The 15410-nt window shown below is 61.6% G+C and carries 14 protein-coding genes, 2 tRNA genes and 1 pseudogene; 15 read left to right on the top strand and 2 right to left on the bottom strand.

What is annotated here, in order from left to right:
• Positions 1 to 32: 32 nt before the first annotated feature.
• The 10 genes and pseudogenes from miaA (at position 33) to CDO35_RS23190 (ending at position 9778) form a co-directional block, all read left to right on the top strand.
• Positions 33 to 1004 (top strand): tRNA (adenosine(37)-N6)-dimethylallyltransferase MiaA, encoded by a 972-nt coding sequence (gene miaA, locus CDO35_RS04230; protein ID WP_099522712.1) that lies wholly within the window; start codon positions 33 to 35, stop codon positions 1002 to 1004.
• Between the two features lie 100 nt (positions 1005 to 1104).
• Positions 1105 to 1365 carry an RNA chaperone Hfq gene (hfq, locus tag CDO35_RS04225; RefSeq protein WP_024306757.1) on the top strand — a complete coding sequence of 87 codons (261 nt, stop codon included), beginning with the start codon at positions 1105 to 1107 and terminating at the stop codon, positions 1363 to 1365.
• Positions 1366 to 1377: 12 nt separating this feature from the next.
• On the top strand, positions 1378 to 2679 hold the full coding sequence (hflX, locus tag CDO35_RS04220) for a ribosome rescue GTPase HflX (protein WP_099522711.1): 1302 nt from the start codon (positions 1378 to 1380) through the stop codon (positions 2677 to 2679).
• Between the two features lie 97 nt (positions 2680 to 2776).
• Positions 2777 to 3946, top strand: coding sequence for an FtsH protease activity modulator HflK (hflK, locus tag CDO35_RS04215; RefSeq protein WP_099522710.1), 1170 nt, complete (start codon positions 2777 to 2779; stop codon positions 3944 to 3946).
• Entirely contained in the window at positions 3946 to 4815 is an 870-nt protein-coding gene (hflC, locus tag CDO35_RS04210; protein ID WP_099522709.1) for a protease modulator HflC, read from the top strand. Before hflK ends, hflC begins: the two co-directional genes overlap by 1 nt.
• Before the next feature lie 105 nt (positions 4816 to 4920).
• Entirely contained in the window at positions 4921 to 5106 is a 186-nt protein-coding gene (locus CDO35_RS04205) for a DUF2065 domain-containing protein (protein ID WP_003459207.1), read from the top strand.
• Between the two features lie 37 nt (positions 5107 to 5143).
• Positions 5144 to 6331, top strand: coding sequence for an ATP phosphoribosyltransferase regulatory subunit (locus CDO35_RS04200; RefSeq protein ID WP_099522708.1), 1188 nt, complete (start codon positions 5144 to 5146; stop codon positions 6329 to 6331).
• 56 nt (positions 6332 to 6387) lie between these two features.
• Entirely contained in the window at positions 6388 to 7683 is a 1296-nt protein-coding gene (locus tag CDO35_RS04195; RefSeq protein ID WP_099522707.1) for an adenylosuccinate synthase, read from the top strand.
• A gap of 178 nt (positions 7684 to 7861) precedes the next feature.
• A pseudogene (locus tag CDO35_RS23195) lies at positions 7862 to 8920 on the top strand (HAMP domain-containing protein); the annotation flags it as partial.
• Entirely contained in the window at positions 8894 to 9778 is an 885-nt protein-coding gene (locus CDO35_RS23190) for a methyl-accepting chemotaxis protein (protein ID WP_371916930.1), read from the top strand. The pseudogene CDO35_RS23195 and the gene CDO35_RS23190, both read left to right, overlap by 27 nt.
• Positions 9779 to 9890: 112 nt before the next feature.
• Here the strand turns inward: CDO35_RS23190 and CDO35_RS04185 are convergent.
• Together CDO35_RS04185 and CDO35_RS04180 are read right to left on the bottom strand one after the other, a co-directional pair.
• A tRNA-Leu gene (locus CDO35_RS04185) sits at positions 9891 to 9977 on the bottom strand.
• Between the two features lie 83 nt (positions 9978 to 10060).
• Positions 10061 to 10147: transfer RNA gene (locus CDO35_RS04180), tRNA-Leu, on the bottom strand.
• A gap of 207 nt (positions 10148 to 10354) precedes the next feature.
• On the opposite strand from CDO35_RS04180, the gene rnr reads away from it, so the two are divergent.
• From rnr to CDO35_RS04155, 5 genes are all read left to right on the top strand, one after another.
• Positions 10355 to 12862 (top strand): ribonuclease R, encoded by a 2508-nt coding sequence (gene rnr, locus CDO35_RS04175; protein ID WP_099522705.1) that lies wholly within the window; start codon positions 10355 to 10357, stop codon positions 12860 to 12862.
• The gene (rlmB, locus tag CDO35_RS04170; RefSeq protein ID WP_099522704.1) at positions 12859 to 13611 is read left to right on the top strand and encodes a 23S rRNA (guanosine(2251)-2'-O)-methyltransferase RlmB; all 753 of its coding nucleotides are present in this window, start codon (positions 12859 to 12861) and stop codon (positions 13609 to 13611) included. The genes rnr and rlmB overlap by 4 nt, the downstream gene beginning before the upstream one ends.
• A 174-nt stretch (positions 13612 to 13785) precedes the next feature.
• Positions 13786 to 14208 carry a 30S ribosomal protein S6 gene (rpsF, locus tag CDO35_RS04165; protein WP_099522703.1) on the top strand — a complete coding sequence of 141 codons (423 nt, stop codon included), beginning with the start codon at positions 13786 to 13788 and terminating at the stop codon, positions 14206 to 14208.
• A gap of 28 nt (positions 14209 to 14236) precedes the next feature.
• Positions 14237 to 14467 carry a 30S ribosomal protein S18 gene (rpsR, locus tag CDO35_RS04160; RefSeq protein ID WP_003246847.1) on the top strand — a complete coding sequence of 77 codons (231 nt, stop codon included), beginning with the start codon at positions 14237 to 14239 and terminating at the stop codon, positions 14465 to 14467.
• Between the two features lie 36 nt (positions 14468 to 14503).
• Positions 14504 to 15397 carry a YybS family protein gene (locus tag CDO35_RS04155; protein WP_099522702.1) on the top strand — a complete coding sequence of 298 codons (894 nt, stop codon included), beginning with the start codon at positions 14504 to 14506 and terminating at the stop codon, positions 15395 to 15397.
• Positions 15398 to 15410 lie beyond the last annotated feature (13 nt).

Raw genomic sequence — 15410 nt, 5'->3', positions numbered from 1 at the left:
GGGCGCCTGTCTTCGTGTTTCGAGTCATATCGATGTCTTCGCTTCCTCCTGCAATCTTCCTGATGGGGCCGACCGCCGCCGGCAAGACCGACCTGGCCCTGGAGCTCGCTCGCGTGTTGCCGTGTGACCTGATCAGCGTCGACTCGGCGCTGGTCTATCGCGGCATGGACATCGGCACGGCCAAGCCGGAGCGCGACGTTCTGGACGCGTTTCCCCATGCATTGATTGATATTCGTGACCCGGCCGAGAGCTATTCGGCGGCGGAATTTCGCACCGATGCGCTGGCCGCGATGGCCGAGAGTGCTGCGCGCGGGCGTATCCCGCTGTTGGTCGGCGGCACCATGCTCTACTACAAGGCCTTGCTGGAAGGGCTGGCTGATATGCCCAGTGCTGACCCGGCGATCCGCGCCGAGCTGGAAGCGCGTGCGGTGGCCGAAGGCTGGGAGGTGCTGCATCGGGAGCTGGCAGCGGTCGATCCGCAGTCCGCTGCGCGTATCCATCCCAATGATCCGCAGCGTCTGACTCGGGCGCTAGAGGTCTATCGCCTGAGCGGCATGAGCATGACCGAACATCGCCTGCGTCAGGCTGCAGGAAATCCCGATGCGGGCACATCAGGCGCCGGGCAATTACCCTATACTGTTGCTCAGCTTGCTATCGCACCAGCGCAGCGTCAGGTTTTGCATGACCGCATCGCTCAACGATTTCGGGTGATGTTGGAACAGGGTTTCGTGGAAGAGGTCCAAGCCCTGCGTAGACGAAGTGACTTGCACGCGGGATTGCCGTCTATACGGGCGGTGGGTTATCGCCAGGTATGGGAATACCTCGATGGCGAGCTGTCCCGGGACGAAATGGTCGAGCGGGGCATCATCGCCACTCGGCAATTGGCCAAGCGTCAGTTCACCTGGTTGCGCGGTTGGGAGAACGTGCATTGGCTCGATAGCCTGGCCTGCGACAATCTGTCTCGCGTCTTGAAATACCTGGGAAGCGTCTCCATATTGAAATGAGACCTTGCCGCTGGTCGTCTATCCTTGGGGGTGGGACGGCCTGAAGCCATTGTTTACCTACTAAAATTATTGAAATTGATCCTCGAAAGGAGTGCGGCACATGTCAAAAGGGCATTCGCTACAAGACCCTTACCTGAATACCCTGCGTAAGGAACGCGTCCCTGTTTCCATCTATCTGGTCAACGGCATCAAGCTGCAGGGCCAGATCGAGTCCTTCGACCAGTTCGTCATCCTGCTGAAGAACACTGTCAGCCAGATGGTCTACAAGCATGCCATCTCCACCGTCGTGCCAAGTCGTCCGGTACGCCTGCCAAGCGCTGGCGACTCCGAGCAGGGCGATAGCGAGCCGGGTAACGCCTGATAGGGGGCTGCATTGTTCTTCGAGCGTCATGAGGGCGGTGAGCGGGCCATCCTGGTTCATCTGGAAGGCCAAGACTCCGAGGCGAGCGAAGATCCCCAGGAGTTCCAAGAATTGGCCATGTCGGCGGGTGCTGACATGGTCGCTTTCTTTAGCGTGCCCAGCAGTCGCCTGACTGCCAAGTTTCTTATCGGCAGCGGCAAGGTCGAGGAGTTGCGCGACCAGGTCAAGGCCATCGAGGCCGATCTGGTCATCTTCAATCACACCCTGACACCGAGCCAAGAGCGTAACCTTGAACGCGCTTTCGAGTGTCGTGTGCTTGATCGTACGGGTTTGATCCTCGATATCTTCGCGCAGCGTGCGCGCACCCACGAAGGCAAGTTGCAGGTCGAGCTGGCTCAGCTCGATCACATGAGCACACGCCTGGTGCGTGGTTGGACTCACCTCGAGCGGCAGAAGGGCGGTATCGGTCTGCGTGGTCCGGGTGAAACCCAGCTGGAAACCGACCGCCGCTTGCTGCGCGTGCGCATTCGCCAGATCAAGCAGAAGCTCGAGAAGGTGCGCAGTCAGCGCGAGCAGGCGCGCCGTGGGCGCAGGCGTGCGGATATTCCTTCGGTTTCCCTGGTGGGTTACACCAACGCTGGCAAGTCCACGCTGTTCAATGCCCTGACCACTTCCGAGGTTTATGCGGCTGATCAGTTGTTCGCCACGCTCGACCCGACCTTGCGGCGTCTCGAACTCGACGACCTGGGGCCGATCGTGCTGGCCGATACCGTGGGTTTCATTCGTCACCTGCCGCACAAACTGGTCGAAGCCTTCCGTGCTACGTTGGAAGAGTCGAGCAACTCCGATCTGCTGCTGCACGTTATCGATGCCCATGAGCCCGAGCGTATGGCGCAGATCGAGCAGGTGCAGAACGTGCTCAAGGAGATCGGCGCACACGAATTGCCGATGCTCGAGGTATACAACAAGCTGGATTTGTTGGATGGTGTCGAGCCGCAGATCCAGCGCGATGCTGATGGCAAGCCGCTACGTGTCTGGTTGTCGGCCCGCGAGGGACGTGGCCTTGAACTGTTGCGTCAAGCAGTGGCGGAGCTGCTGGGTGAAGATTTGTTCGTCGCTACGCTGCAATTGCCGCAACGCTTGGGGCGACTGCGTGCGCAGTTCTTCGCGCTGGGGGCAGTGCAGAGCGAGGAGCATGACGAGTTGGGGCATAGCTTGCTGGCGGTACGCTTGCCGCGAGTCGAGCTCAATCGCCTGGTGAGTCGCGAAGGTTTGGAGCCTCAGGCCTTCATCGAGCAACATACTTTGCAATAAAGCCTGGGACAGTGGCTTTGCTGTCACCATAGGGCTTTGGGTAGCATTGGCCGGCGCGCCGTGGGCGCGCCTTCGCTTTATCAGTACGGAGAACGCTATGGCTTGGAATGAGCCGGGTGGCAACTCGAACAATCAAGACCCTTGGGGCGGCCGCAAAGGCGGTGGTCGGCAGGGGCCGCCGGATCTCGACGAAGCGTTCCGCAAGCTGCAAGAAAGCCTCAATGGGCTGTTTGGCGGTGGCAAGAAACGTGGTGACGACGAATCTGGTCGCAGTGGCGGCGGCGGTGGCTTCGGCCTGCTATTCGTCGGCCTTGGCCTGTTGGCGGTGGTATGGCTGTACAGCGCGATCTATGTGGTGGATGAGCAGGAGCAGGCTGTGGTGCTGCGCTTCGGCAAGTACCACGAGACCGTTGGTCCTGGCCTGAATATCTATTTCCCGCCAATCGACCGCAAGTTCCAGGAAAACGTCACGCGTGAACGCGCCTACAGCAAACAGGGCGCCATGCTGACCGAAGACGAGAACATCATCGAAGTACCGCTGACCGTGCAGTACCGGGTGAGCAACCTGCAGGACTTCGTGCTCAACGTCGATCAGCCGGAAGTCAGCCTGCAGCACGCCACCGACAGTGCCGTGCGCCATGTGGTGGGTTCCACCGAGATGGACCAGGTACTGACCGAAGGCCGTGAACTGATGGCCAGCGAGGTGCGTGAGCGCCTGCAGCGTTTCCTCGACAACTACCGGACCGGTATCACCATTACTCAGGTGAACATCCAGAGTGCTGCGGCGCCGCGTGAAGTTCAGGAAGCCTTCGATGACGTGATCCGTGCCCGTGAAGACGAGCAGCGTGAGAAGAACCAGGCCGAGTCCTACGCCAACGGCGTCATTCCGGAAGCGCGTGGTCAGGCCCAGCGTCTGCTGGAAGAGGCCAACGGTTACCGTGATGAAATCATCGCCCGCGCTCAAGGTGAGGCGGATCGTTTCACCAAGTTGGTCACCGAGTACCGCAAGGCGCCTGAGATCACTCGTGAGCGTCTGTACATCGACACCATGCAGGAAGTGATGAGCAACACCAGCAAGGTTCTGGTCACCGGTGACAAGGGGCAGAACAACCTGCTCTATCTGCCGCTGGACAAGATGATCGACAGCCGTGGTGGCGCTTCTTCCTCCAGCTCCGCCAACAGCAGCAATTCGACAACGCGTGATCCGGCCGTGCCGCTGAGCAGCGATCTGTCGCAGCGTAACCTGCGTACCCGGGAGGGCCGTTGATGAACAACAAGTCCCTGATCGGCCTGATCGTGGCCGTGGTTGTGGCCCTGGTGGCATGGAACAGCTTCTATATCGTGGCGCAGACGGAACGCGCGGTATTGCTGCAGTTCGGTCGTGTGGTTCAGCCTGATGTGCAGCCTGGTCTGCATGTGAAGATTCCTTACGTCAACCAGGTGCGCATCTTCGATGGTCGTCTGCTGACGCTGGATTCAACTTCCTCGCGCTTCCTGACCTTGGAGAAGAAAGCGCTGATGGTCGATGCCTACGCCAAATGGCGGGTGAAGGATGCCGAGCGTTTCTATCAGGCGACGTCTGGTATGAAACAAGTGGCAGACGAGCGTCTGGCGCGTCGTCTGGAGGCATCGCTGCGTGACCAGTTCGGTAAGCGCACTCTGCACGAGTCGGTATCTGGTGAGCGTGATGCGCTGATGGCCGACGTGACCGCGACCCTCAACCGCGCTGCAGAGCGTGAGCTGGGTATCGAAGTGGTCGACGTGCGGGTCAAGGCTATCGACCTGCCGCGCGAAGTGAATCGCAGCGTGTTCGAGCGGATGAGCACCGAGCGTGAGCGTGAGGCTCGCGAGCATCGCGCCAAGGGTCGCGAGCTGGCCGAAGGTATTCGCGCCGACGCCGATCGTCAGCGCCGCGTACTGCTGGCTGAAGCCTATCGTGAAGCTGAAGAGCTGCGCGGTGACGGTGATGCTCAGGCTGCTTCCATCTATGCCAGCGCCTACGGTCAGGATCAGGAGTTCTACTCCTTCTACCGTAGTCTGCAGGCTTACCGCGAAAGCTTCGCTGACAAGCGTGATGTGCTGGTGCTTGACCCGAGTAGCGATTTCTTCCGCTACCTGGAAAAGTCCAAGCGTTGATCGGTAACCCTGGCGGCGCGATGCGTCGCCAGGGTGACCTCGAAGTAAAACGTGGTATCATGCGGCAGCCGGGAAAATCCCGGCTTTTTTGCGTCTGTGGGAATCATGTGGCAGGAACTCGGCATCGCGTTGTGTCTGGTATTGGTGCTGGAAGGCATCCTGCCCTTCCTCTATCCGCGCCATTGGCGCGGAGCGGTCATGCAGGCAGCTCGTTTGCCCGACCGTCGACTGCGCCTTATGGGGCTGGCCAGCATGCTGCTGGGTACTGCCCTTCTATATCTGCTTCACTGAAGGCTTGTGCCGCCCGGATCGAGAGGGGAATGGCGAAATGGCAACGGTAGACCGCTGGCTGCTGCCAGATGGCATCGAAGAAGTACTGCCGCCGGAAGCGGCACGCATCGAGGCGGCACGCCGTCAGGTGCTGGATCTGTTCCAACGTTGGGGTTACGAGTTCGTCGTCACCCCCCATATCGAGTACCTGGAATCCCTGCTGACTGGCGCCGGCCAGGATCTTGACCTGCGCACTTTCAAGGTCACCGATCCGCTGTCCGGTCGGCAGATGGGCTTTCGTGCAGACATCACCCCGCAGGTGGCGCGTATCGATGCCCACACCTTGCGCCGTGAAGGGCCGAGCCGTCTTTGCTATGCCGGCAGCGTGCTGCATGCGCAGCCGCGTGCCTTGACCACGTCGCGTAGCCCGATCCAGTTGGGCGCCGAGCTCTATGGCGACGCCAGCCCGGCCAGCGATATCGAAGTGATCAGCCTGCTGGTGGAGACCCTCGAGCTGGCTGCGGTGCCGGACGTGCACATGGATCTCGGCCATGTCGGCATCTATCGTGGTCTGGCGCATGCCGCTGGGCTGTCCGGCGAAGCTGAGCAGCAGTTGTTCGATGCGCTGCAGCGCAAGGCGATGGATGAAATCGAAAGCCTGACCGCGGCATTGCCGGCTGGGCTGGGCAGTATGCTGCGCTCGCTTGCCGAGCTATGCGGTGGCCGCGAGGTGCTGGACCTGGCTCAGGCCGTGTTGGTCGAGGCGCCGGATGCGGTGCACGCTGCGCTCGATGAGCTGGTGGCTATCGCCGATGCGCTGGAGCTGCGCTATCCGGAGCTGCCGCTGTACTTCGACCTGGGCGAGTTGCGCGGCTACAACTACCACACCGGTGTGGTGTTCGCGGCGTTCGTACCGGGCGAGGGCGGAGCCATCGCTCAGGGTGGTCGTTACGACGATACCGGCGCGGTATTCGGTCGTGCACGCCCAGCTACTGGCTTCTCTACCGACCTCAAGACCCTGGTAACCCTGGGTGACATGCGTGTGGATGAGACGGTCAGCGGCGTCTGGGCACCGGACAATCATGATCTCTATCTGTGGCAGGCCGTTCGTCGTCTGCGTGGTGAGGGCGAGCGCGTGGTACAGGCGCTGCCCGGGCAGAGCGAGGCCGATGCGCGCGAGGCGGGCTGTGATCGCCTGCTGGCGCTGCGTGATGGACGTTGGCAGGTGGCGCCCCTGGCGTCCTGAATTCATTTTCGCCGGCCCGCGGCCGGCATCGAAGCTTGCGCGAAGAGGACAAGTTTATGGGTAAGAATGTCGTCGTCCTGGGCACCCAGTGGGGTGATGAGGGCAAGGGCAAAATCGTCGACCTGCTCACCGAGCAGGCCGCTGCAGTCGTGCGTTATCAGGGTGGTCACAACGCGGGTCACACCCTGGTGATCAACGGTGAGAAGACCGTCCTGCACCTGATTCCGTCCGGTATCCTGCGTGAAGGCGTCGAGTGCCTGATCGGCAACGGTGTGGTCGTGGCGCCCGACGCCCTGATGCGCGAAATTACCAAGCTGGAAGAGAAGGGTGTGCCGGTGCGTGAGCGCCTGCGTATCAGCCCGGCCTGCCCGCTGATCCTGTCTTACCACGTAGCGCTGGATCAGGCGCGCGAAAAGGCCCGTGGTGACGCCAAGATCGGTACTACCGGTCGCGGTATCGGCCCGGCATACGAAGACAAGGTCGCGCGCCGCGGTCTGCGTGTCGGTGATCTGTTCCATCGCGAGCGTTTCGCCGCCAAGCTGGGCGAGCTGCTGGACTATCACAACTTCCAGCTGGTCAACTTCTACAAAGAGCCGGCCATCGACTTCCAGAAGACCCTGGATGAGTGCATGGAATACGCCGAGCTGCTCAAGCCGATGATGGCTGATGTCACTGCCGTGCTGCATGACCTGCGTCGTGGCGGCAAGGACATCATGTTCGAAGGCGCCCAGGGCTCGCTGCTGGATATCGACCACGGTACTTACCCCTACGTCACCAGCTCCAACACCACTGCTGGCGGTATCGCCACCGGTTCCGGTTTCGGCCCGCTGTACCTGGATTACATCCTCGGCATCACCAAGGCCTACACCACTCGTGTCGGTTCCGGTCCGTTCCCGACCGAACTGTTCGATGACGTCGGTGCCTTCCTGGCCAAGCGTGGTCACGAGTTCGGTGCCACCACTGGCCGCGCCCGCCGTTGCGGCTGGTTCGATGCGGTGATCCTGCGTCGCGCCATCGAGATCAACAGCATCTCCGGCCTGTGCCTGACCAAGCTGGACGTGCTCGACGGCCTGGAAACCATCCGCATCTGCACCGGTTACAAGGATGCCAATGGCCAGGTGCTGGTCGATGCGCCGACCGACGCCGACAGCTACATCGGCCTGCAGCCGGTCTACGAGGAAATGCCGGGCTGGAGCGAATCCACCCTGGGCGCCAAGACCCTGGAAGACTTGCCGGCCGCTGCGCGTGCCTACATCAAGCGTGTGGAAGAGCTGGTCGGTGCGCCGATCGACATCATCTCCACCGGCCCGGACCGCAACGAGACCATCGTGCTGCGTCATCCGTTTGCCTGATCGAGAGATTCTCGAGTCGCATAGGAGCCGCCTTCGGGCGGCTTTTTTGTGCTCGCCCGTACGGGGCTCTGGCAGGGGTGCTGGGCATGCGCTTTGCTTGTATTCAATAAATCCCGGAAGTCGCCGTTATAGCTGTTACGGTCGTTGAGGAGTGTCCCCAGTGTTCGCCATCGTTTCCATGTTGCGTAGCCGTCTGCTGCGTCCGGTGTTCGTTGCGCTTGGTCTGGCCATGTTGGTGCAGGTTGGTTTGGCTGTCTGGCTGATGCGTGCATCGGTCGAGGGCATGGTCGAGGATCTGGCGCAGCGCCTGGGCGGTCAGAGCCAGCGCCTTGGTGAAGAGCTGAACATGGCCGAGCGCGAGATGAGTCAGGGGCTGGCGGCGTTGTCGAGCAGTACCCGCACTCGCCTGGGCGAAGGGCTTTCCACCCAGTTGAAGAGCGAGCAAGCGCAACTGCGCGTGGTGCTCGAGGGTAATCTCAAGCAATCCGGTCAGGCGCTGGCGCAGTTGTTGGCGGGTGTTGCGCCGAAGTCCATCTGGGATCTGGACATTCCTGCGCTGACGGCGCTTACCCGAATCGCCCAGCAGGACCCAGCGGTGCTATTCGCCATCATCTATGACGCCGAAGGCAAGCGCCTGACGCGCAATTTCAATCGCAGTAATGCACAGGTACGCGAGCTGGTCGCTGCCGGGCAGGGTGACTCTCCGCTGGAGAAGCTGGTCGAAGCTGCGTCGCGTGATCCGCGCGTGTACGTGGTTGAGGCGCAAATCAGTCCGATGGGCGCTTCGATCGGCAAGGTGCAGATGGGCCTGTCGCTGGATCTGGTGGAGAAGGAGTTGACTGCGCTGGACGGCCGCTTTGCTGCTTTGGTCAGCGGTGCTGGTGAACTGGTCGATAGCAGTCTGGCCGGCGCTTCCGAAGAGGCGACCGGCGCGCTGCGCGAGCGCCTGCAGTCGGCCGAGCGCTACACCCAGGAAATGGCGCGTAACGGTGGTGAGTCGGTGCGCGTGGCGGCGGATTCGCTGCGTTGGAACATCGCCCTCGGCTTGTTGATCGTGGGGGCGTTGGCAATGGTAATGGTCGCCCTGGTGTTGGGCTGGCGAGTGCTGAGTCGCCTGCGTCTACTCAGTGCCGCGCTCAATGACCTGGCGGCGGGCGAGGGGGACCTGACTCGCCGCGTGAGTATCGACAGTCAGGATGAAGTTGGCGAAATGGCCGATGCGGTCAATCGTTTCATCGCCAAGCTGCAGCCCATCGTGCGTGAGTCTGGCGAGGTGGCGTTGCGCACTGGCGAGCAGATCCGCAGCCTGACTCAGCGCGGGGTGGCGGCCGAGGCCGCTGCTGGTCGTCAGCGCGATGAGGTGGCGGGCAGCCTGCAGGCGTTGGAGCAAATGGCCGACGAGGCGCAGGCGGAAAGCCAGGCCATGCAGGATGCGCTGCAGCGCGTCGACACCATCCGCCAGGCTGCGCATGAAAATGCGGCTATCGCTCAGCGTCTGTCAGTGCTGATCGAAGGCTTGGTGGCGCGGGTGGCCGATGGCTCGGCAGTGATCGAGCGCCTGGCCAAGCAAAGCGAGCAGATCGAGGTGGTGCTGACGGTGATCCAATCAATTGCCGAGCAGACCAACCTGCTCGCGCTCAACGCGGCCATCGAGGCGGCGCGGGCTGGTGAGAGTGGGCGTGGTTTTGCGGTAGTGGCCGACGAGGTGCGGGCGCTGGCGAGCAAGACTCAGCAGTCCACTGGCGATATCCAGACCCATATCGCTGCGCTACAGCGGGGCGCGCAAGAGGCGGTTGCCGCCATCGCCCAGGCAGGCGCGCAAGGCAGTGAAGGGCTGCAGGTGCTGCGTGACAGTGCGCGCCTGCAGCAGTCGGTGCAGCAGTCGGTAGACGAAGTGCATGGTGCCATCAATGCAGCCACTCAGGCGGCGGCACATCAGGCGGACGGTGCGGGAGCGGTACGCGGGCGTGTCGAGACCATTCATGCCGAAGCGCAGCGTGCGGCCGAGGCGGTGACTGCGATTGCCGGCAATGCGCGGGCGTTGGATGAGTTGGCAGCGCAGCTCAAGGCCAGCCTGGGGCAATTCAAGGTGTAGGGTGCGCCGTGCGCACCTCGTCTGGGCGGGTGCGCGTAGCGCGCCCTGCGAGGTGGTCTGCTTTTTTGTGGGCAATAAAAAACCGAGTCGTTCGACTCGGTTTTTTGAATTTTGGTGCCCAGGAGAAGACTCGAACTTCCACGACCGTTAAGTCACTGATACCTGAAACCAGCGCGTCTACCAATTCCGCCACCTGGGCACTGCAGCAATGTTCGTCGTTGCCGACACGGAGCGTTGCATCCGTTTATTTGCAAAGTGGGTTATCAAACCACTTCACGAATTTGGTGCCCAGGAGAAGACTCGAACTTCCACGACCGTTAAGTCACTGATACCTGAAACCAGCGCGTCTACCAATTCCGCCACCTGGGCACAGAAACCGATGAATCATCATCTGCTTCGTGTTACAACGTCTGCTCGACGCTGTGGGCGCGAACTATACGGGCGGGCATTTACCTTGTAAACCCCTGACCCCAAAAAAATTATTGTCACCGGAAAAGCTGCCCCGGATGCCTTTTTCGCGCTTCAATAGGCATATGGCATACACCTTTATACATAAGCACAGGTAATCCTCCTTACATGGCCGATTGGCAATCCCTCGATCCCGAGGCCGCCCGCGAGGCGGAAAAATACGACAACCCCATCCCCAGCCGTGAGCTGATCCTTTCGCACCTGGCCGAGCGCGGCGCGCCTGCCAGTCGTGAACAACTGGTCGAAGAGTTCGGTTTGCATACCGACGATCAGCTCGAAGCGCTGCGCCGCCGTCTGCGCGCCATGGAGCGTGACGGTCAACTCATCTATACCCGCCGCGGCACTTACGCCCCGGTGGACAAGCTCGACCTGATCTGCGGCCGTATCAGTGGTCACCGCGACGGCTTCGGCTTCCTCGTGCCGGATGACGGCAGCGACGACCTGTTCCTCAGCCCGGCGCAGATGCGCCTGGTGTTCGATCGCGATCGCGCGTTGGTGCGGGTCGCGGGCTTCGACCGGCGTGGCCGCCGTGAAGGCGGCATCGTCGAGGTGATCGAACGCGCTCATGAGAGCATCGTTGGCCGTTACTACGAAGAAAACGGCATCGGTTTCGTCGTCGCCGACAATCCCAAGATCCAGCAGGAAGTGCTGGTCACGCCGGGCCGTACTGCCGGTGCGCGCATCGGCCAGTTCGTCGAGATCAAGATCACGCATTGGCCTACCGCGCGCTTCCAGCCGCAGGGCGACATCGTCGAGGTGATCGGCAACTACATGGCGCCGGGCATGGAAATCGACGTGGCGCTGCGCAGCTACGACATCCCGCACGTCTGGCCCGAGGCCGTAGTCAAGGAAGCGCGCAAGCTCAAGCCTGAAGTGGAAGAGAAGGACAAGGAGAAACGCGTCGACCTGCGTCATCTGCCCTTCGTCACCATCGATGGTGAGGACGCGCGTGACTTCGACGACGCCGTTTACTGCGAGAAGAACAGCAGCCGCTGGAAGCTGTTCTCCGGTGGCTGGAAGCTCTACGTGGCCATCGCCGACGTGTCGCACTACGTCAAGGTCGGTTCGGCGCTGGACGCCGAGGCGGTCGAGCGCGGCAACTCGGTGTACTTCCCTGAGCGCGTGGTGCCGATGCTGCCAGAAGAGCTGTCCAACGGCCTGTGCTCGCTCAATCCGCACGTTGATCGCCTGGCCATGGTTTGCGAAATGACCATGTCCAAAAGTGGTCAGATGGTCGACTACAAGTTCTACGAGGCGGTGATCCACTCCCATGCGCGCCTGACCTACAACAAGGTCAGCCTGATGCTGGAAGATCCCAAGAGCAGCGAGGGCAAGTCCCTGCGCAGCGAGTACAAGGAGGTCCTGCCGCACCTCAACCAGCTCTATGCGCTGTACCAGGTGCTGGTCGCTGCTCGTCACGAGCGCGGCGCCATCGATTTCGAAACGCAGGAGACGCGCATCGTCTTCGGTACTGATCGCAAGATCGACGAAATCCGCCCGACCCAGCGTAACGACGCGCACAAGCTGATCGAAGAGTGCATGTTGGCCGCCAACGTGGCCACTGCGCGCTTCATGCAGGATCACGAGATTCCGTCGCTGTACCGCGTGCATGATGGTCCGCCGCTGGAGCGCCTGGAAAAACTCAAGGCCTTCCTCGGCGAGCTGGGGCTTTCGCTGCAGCGCGGCAAGTCCAAGGACGGCCCGTCGCCCAAGGACTATCAGCGACTGCTGGAAAGCATTCGCGAGCGCCCGGACTATCACCTGATCCAGACCGTGATGCTGCGCTCGCTGAGCCAGGCGGTGTACAGCGCGCAGAACGAAGGGCACTTTGGCCTCAATTACGAGGCTTATACTCACTTCACCTCGCCGATCCGTCGCTATCCGGACCTGCTGGTGCACCGCGCCATTCGCAGCGTTGTTCGTTCCAAGCGCGAAACCAAGCACGTCGAGCGTGCAGGTGCGGCGATCATGCCCAAGGCACGCATCTATCCGTACGATGAGGCGACCTTGGAGAAACTCGGCGAGCAGTGCTCGATGACCGAGCGCCGTGCCGATGAGGCGACGCGTGACGTGGTCAACTGGCTCAAGTGCGAGTTCATGCAGGATCGCGTCGGTGAGACCTTCGCCGGTGTGATCACTGCCGTGACCGGTTTCGGCATCTTTGTCGAGCTGCGCGACATCTACGTCGAGGGCCTGGTGCACGTGACCGCGTTGCCGGCCGACTACTACCACTTCGATCCGGTTCACCATCGCCTGTCCGGCGAGCGTAGCGGCCGCAGCTTCCGCCTTGGCGACAGTGTCGAGGTGAAGGTAATGCGCGTCGATCTGGACGAGCGCAAGATCGACTTCGAGCTGAGTCAGGACAAGGCCGGTAAGGGTGATGATGCTCGTCGCGGTGGCAAGCCGAATGGCATGGGCAATACCGACGTGCAGAAAAGCCGGAACGTGAAGAAAGCGTTGTTGGCTGGCGCCAAGGCTGGCAAGGACGCGAGTGGCAAGGGTGCTGCCGGCAAGTCGGCGAGCAAGCCGGCCGGTGGTTCGCGCAAAGGCTCCGGACGAGGCGACAGTGCCCCGCCGCCTGGCGGTAAGCCGCGCAAGCGTAAGGCCAAGTCATGAGTGATCTGGAAAAGATCTACGGCGTACATGCCGTAGAAGCCTTGTTGCGTCATCACCCCAAGCGGGTGAAGCAGGTCTGGCTGGCCGATGGTCGCAGTGATCCTCGAGTGCAACCCTTGCTGGAGCTGGCTGCGCAGTCTCGCGTAAAAGTCGGGCAGTGCGAGCGCCGTGAGATGGATGCCTGGGTCGAGGGCGTGCATCAGGGTGTGATTGCCGACGTCAGCCCCAGCCAGGTCTGGGGCGAGGCGATGCTCGAGGAATTGCTCGATCGCTGCGAAGGCCCGCCTTTGCTATTGGTGCTCGATGGCGTAACCGATCCGCACAACCTGGGGGCCTGCCTGCGTACGGCGGACGCCGCCGGCGCGTTGGCGGTGATCGTGCCCAAGGATAAATCGGCAACCCTCAACGCCACGGTGCGCAAGGTCGCCTGTGGCGCTGCCGAGGTGATTCCGCTGGTGGCGGTGACCAACCTGGCGCGCAGCCTGGAGAAGTTGCAGCAGCGCGGCCTGTGGGTGGTGGGTACGGCCGGCGAGGCCGAGCAGGAGGTCTATGAGCAGGACATGACCGGGCCGACGGTGCTGATCATGGGCGCCGAGGGCAAGGGCATGCGCCGCTTGACCCGAGAGCACTGCGATTATCTGGTCAAGCTGCCCATGGCCGGCAGTGTCAGCAGCCTCAACGTCTCGGTTGCCACTGGGGTCTGCCTGTTCGAAGCGGTGCGCCAGCGTCAGGCCAAGCGCAAGGGCTGACTGCTCAAATAATCGCCAATTCGTCTTGCGTGCGGCAGGGGGCTTCTCTAGAATGGCGCCCCTTGCCGTGACGGCAGGCCTTTTCGCGCCTACCGCCCGGCAAGCTCATCACGAGAAAACCCACTCCTTGCCTGACCACCTTAGTTGGCAGGCTACAACCCGTAAGGAGCATTTATGCGTCATTACGAAATCATCTTTCTGGTTCACCCGGATCAGAGCGAGCAAGTCGGCGGCATGGTCGAGCGTTACACCAAGCTGATCGAAGAAGACGGTGGCAAGATTCACCGCATGGAAGATTGGGGTCGTCGTCAGCTGGCTTACGCCATCAACAACGTCCACAAAGCCCACTACGTGATGCTCAACGTAGAGTGCACCGGCAAGGCCCTGGCCGAGCTGGAAGACAACTTCCGCTACAACGACGCCGTGATCCGTAACCTGGTCATCCGTCGCGACGAGGCCGTCACTGGCCAGTCCGAGATGCTGAAGGCCGAAGAAAACCGCAGTGAGCGCCGCGAGCGTCGTGAACGTCCTGAAAACGCCGAGTCCAACGACGGCGATGACAGCGACAGCAACGACAGCGACAACGCTGACGAGTAATCCACGGATCTATTGAGGAGCCAATCACATGGCACGTTTCTTCCGTCGTCGTAAATTCTGCCGCTTCACCGCTGAAGACGTGAAAGAGATCGATTTCAAAGATCTCAACACCCTGAAAGCCTACATCTCGGAAACCGGCAAAATCGTTCCTAGCCGTATCACCGGTACCAAGGCTCGTTATCAGCGTCAGCTGGCCACCGCTATCAAGCGCGCCCGCTTCCTGGCCCTGCTGCCCTACACCGACAGCCACGGCCGCTGAGACCGGACAGTCGACAAGAGTTAAGGAATAGATCGCATGCGCGCCCTGGCTGAATACATCATGCGCGGCCGTATGCAGGCCACCCTCGTGGTGGTGGGATCGGCAGCAATGCCGCTGTTGTTCTGGTTGAGTGCAGCCGCTGGCAGCCTGGTGCTGCTGCGGCGTGGAGCCAGTGATGCCATCGGCATCCTGGCCTGGGCCCTGCTACCGGCGATTGCCTGGTGGTATTTCGGCGAACCGCGCACCTTGCTGGTGCTGGTCGGTGCGCTGGGGTTGGCGTTGTTGTTGCGCGCCAACTGGACCTGGAACCGCATACTGCTGAGCAGTGTGGCACTGGGCCTGGTGTATGGATTTGTCCTTGGGGCAGTGTTCCGCGAACCCATCGCGGCCATGGCCGGTGAGCTGCAGAAGCTGCTGCCGACCATGTTCGATGGGGCTCACCAGCAGTTGCCGGTGAGTGAACGCGAGCGTCTCGAGGCTTTGATCGCACCGGTGCTGACCGGATTGCTGGCGGCCTTGCTGCAGATTCTGAGCTTGCTGAGCCTGATCCTTGGGCGTTACTGGCAGGCCGTGTTGTACAACCCAGGCGGTTTCGGTCGCGAGTTCCGCGCCCTGAGACTGCCGCTGCCGCAGGCGCTGTTGCTGCTGGCGGGCATGATCCTAGGTCCCAATCTGGGGCCGCAGTTGGCCATGCTCACGCCGCTATGCAGTGTGCCGCTGTTGTTCGCCGGGATCGCCCTGGTGCATGGCTTGGTAGAAAAGGGTGGGCTCGCTCGCTTTTGGCTGGTGGGCATGTACATCACGCTCCTGCTGTTCATGCAGCTGATCTATCCGTTACTGGTGGTCTTGGCCATCGTCGACAGTCTGTTTGATTTTCGCGGTCGCCTGGCGCGCAAGAATGGCCCTGGCTCTGCGAACGGTGAAGGTTAAAAGTTAAGAGGTA

Origin of the sequence: Pseudomonas sediminis (genome assembly GCF_002741105.1) — a bacterium.
In the GTDB taxonomy this organism is placed as follows: Bacteria; Pseudomonadota; Gammaproteobacteria; order Pseudomonadales; family Pseudomonadaceae; genus Aquipseudomonas; species Aquipseudomonas sediminis.
The sequence above is the reverse complement of the archived record's forward strand: the minus strand, read 5'-3'. Positions and strand labels throughout refer to the sequence as shown.

Bases quoted from the DNA above. Each gene is read 5' to 3' on its own strand.
- hflK (WP_099522710.1), top strand. From the start codon at position 2,777: ATGGCTTGGAATGAGCCGGGTGGCAACTCGAACAATCAAGACCCTTGG.
- rnr (WP_099522705.1), top strand. From the start codon at position 10,355: ATGGCCGATTGGCAATCCCTCGATCCCGAGGCCGCCCGCGAGGCGGAA.
- hfq (WP_024306757.1), top strand. From the start codon at position 1,105: ATGTCAAAAGGGCATTCGCTACAAGACCCTTACCTGAATACCCTGCGT.
- CDO35_RS04195 (WP_099522707.1), top strand. From the start codon at position 6,388: ATGGGTAAGAATGTCGTCGTCCTGGGCACCCAGTGGGGTGATGAGGGC.
- CDO35_RS04155 (WP_099522702.1), top strand. From the start codon at position 14,504: ATGCGCGCCCTGGCTGAATACATCATGCGCGGCCGTATGCAGGCCACC.
- rpsF (WP_099522703.1), top strand. From the start codon at position 13,786: ATGCGTCATTACGAAATCATCTTTCTGGTTCACCCGGATCAGAGCGAG.
- rpsR (WP_003246847.1), top strand. From the start codon at position 14,237: ATGGCACGTTTCTTCCGTCGTCGTAAATTCTGCCGCTTCACCGCTGAA.
- CDO35_RS04200 (WP_099522708.1), top strand. From the start codon at position 5,144: ATGGCAACGGTAGACCGCTGGCTGCTGCCAGATGGCATCGAAGAAGTA.
- miaA (WP_099522712.1), top strand. From the start codon at position 33: ATGTCTTCGCTTCCTCCTGCAATCTTCCTGATGGGGCCGACCGCCGCC.
- CDO35_RS04205 (WP_003459207.1), top strand. From the start codon at position 4,921: ATGTGGCAGGAACTCGGCATCGCGTTGTGTCTGGTATTGGTGCTGGAA.
- rlmB (WP_099522704.1), top strand. From the start codon at position 12,859: ATGAGTGATCTGGAAAAGATCTACGGCGTACATGCCGTAGAAGCCTTG.
- CDO35_RS23190 (WP_371916930.1), top strand. From the start codon at position 8,894: ATGGCCGATGCGGTCAATCGTTTCATCGCCAAGCTGCAGCCCATCGTG.
- hflC (WP_099522709.1), top strand. From the start codon at position 3,946: ATGAACAACAAGTCCCTGATCGGCCTGATCGTGGCCGTGGTTGTGGCC.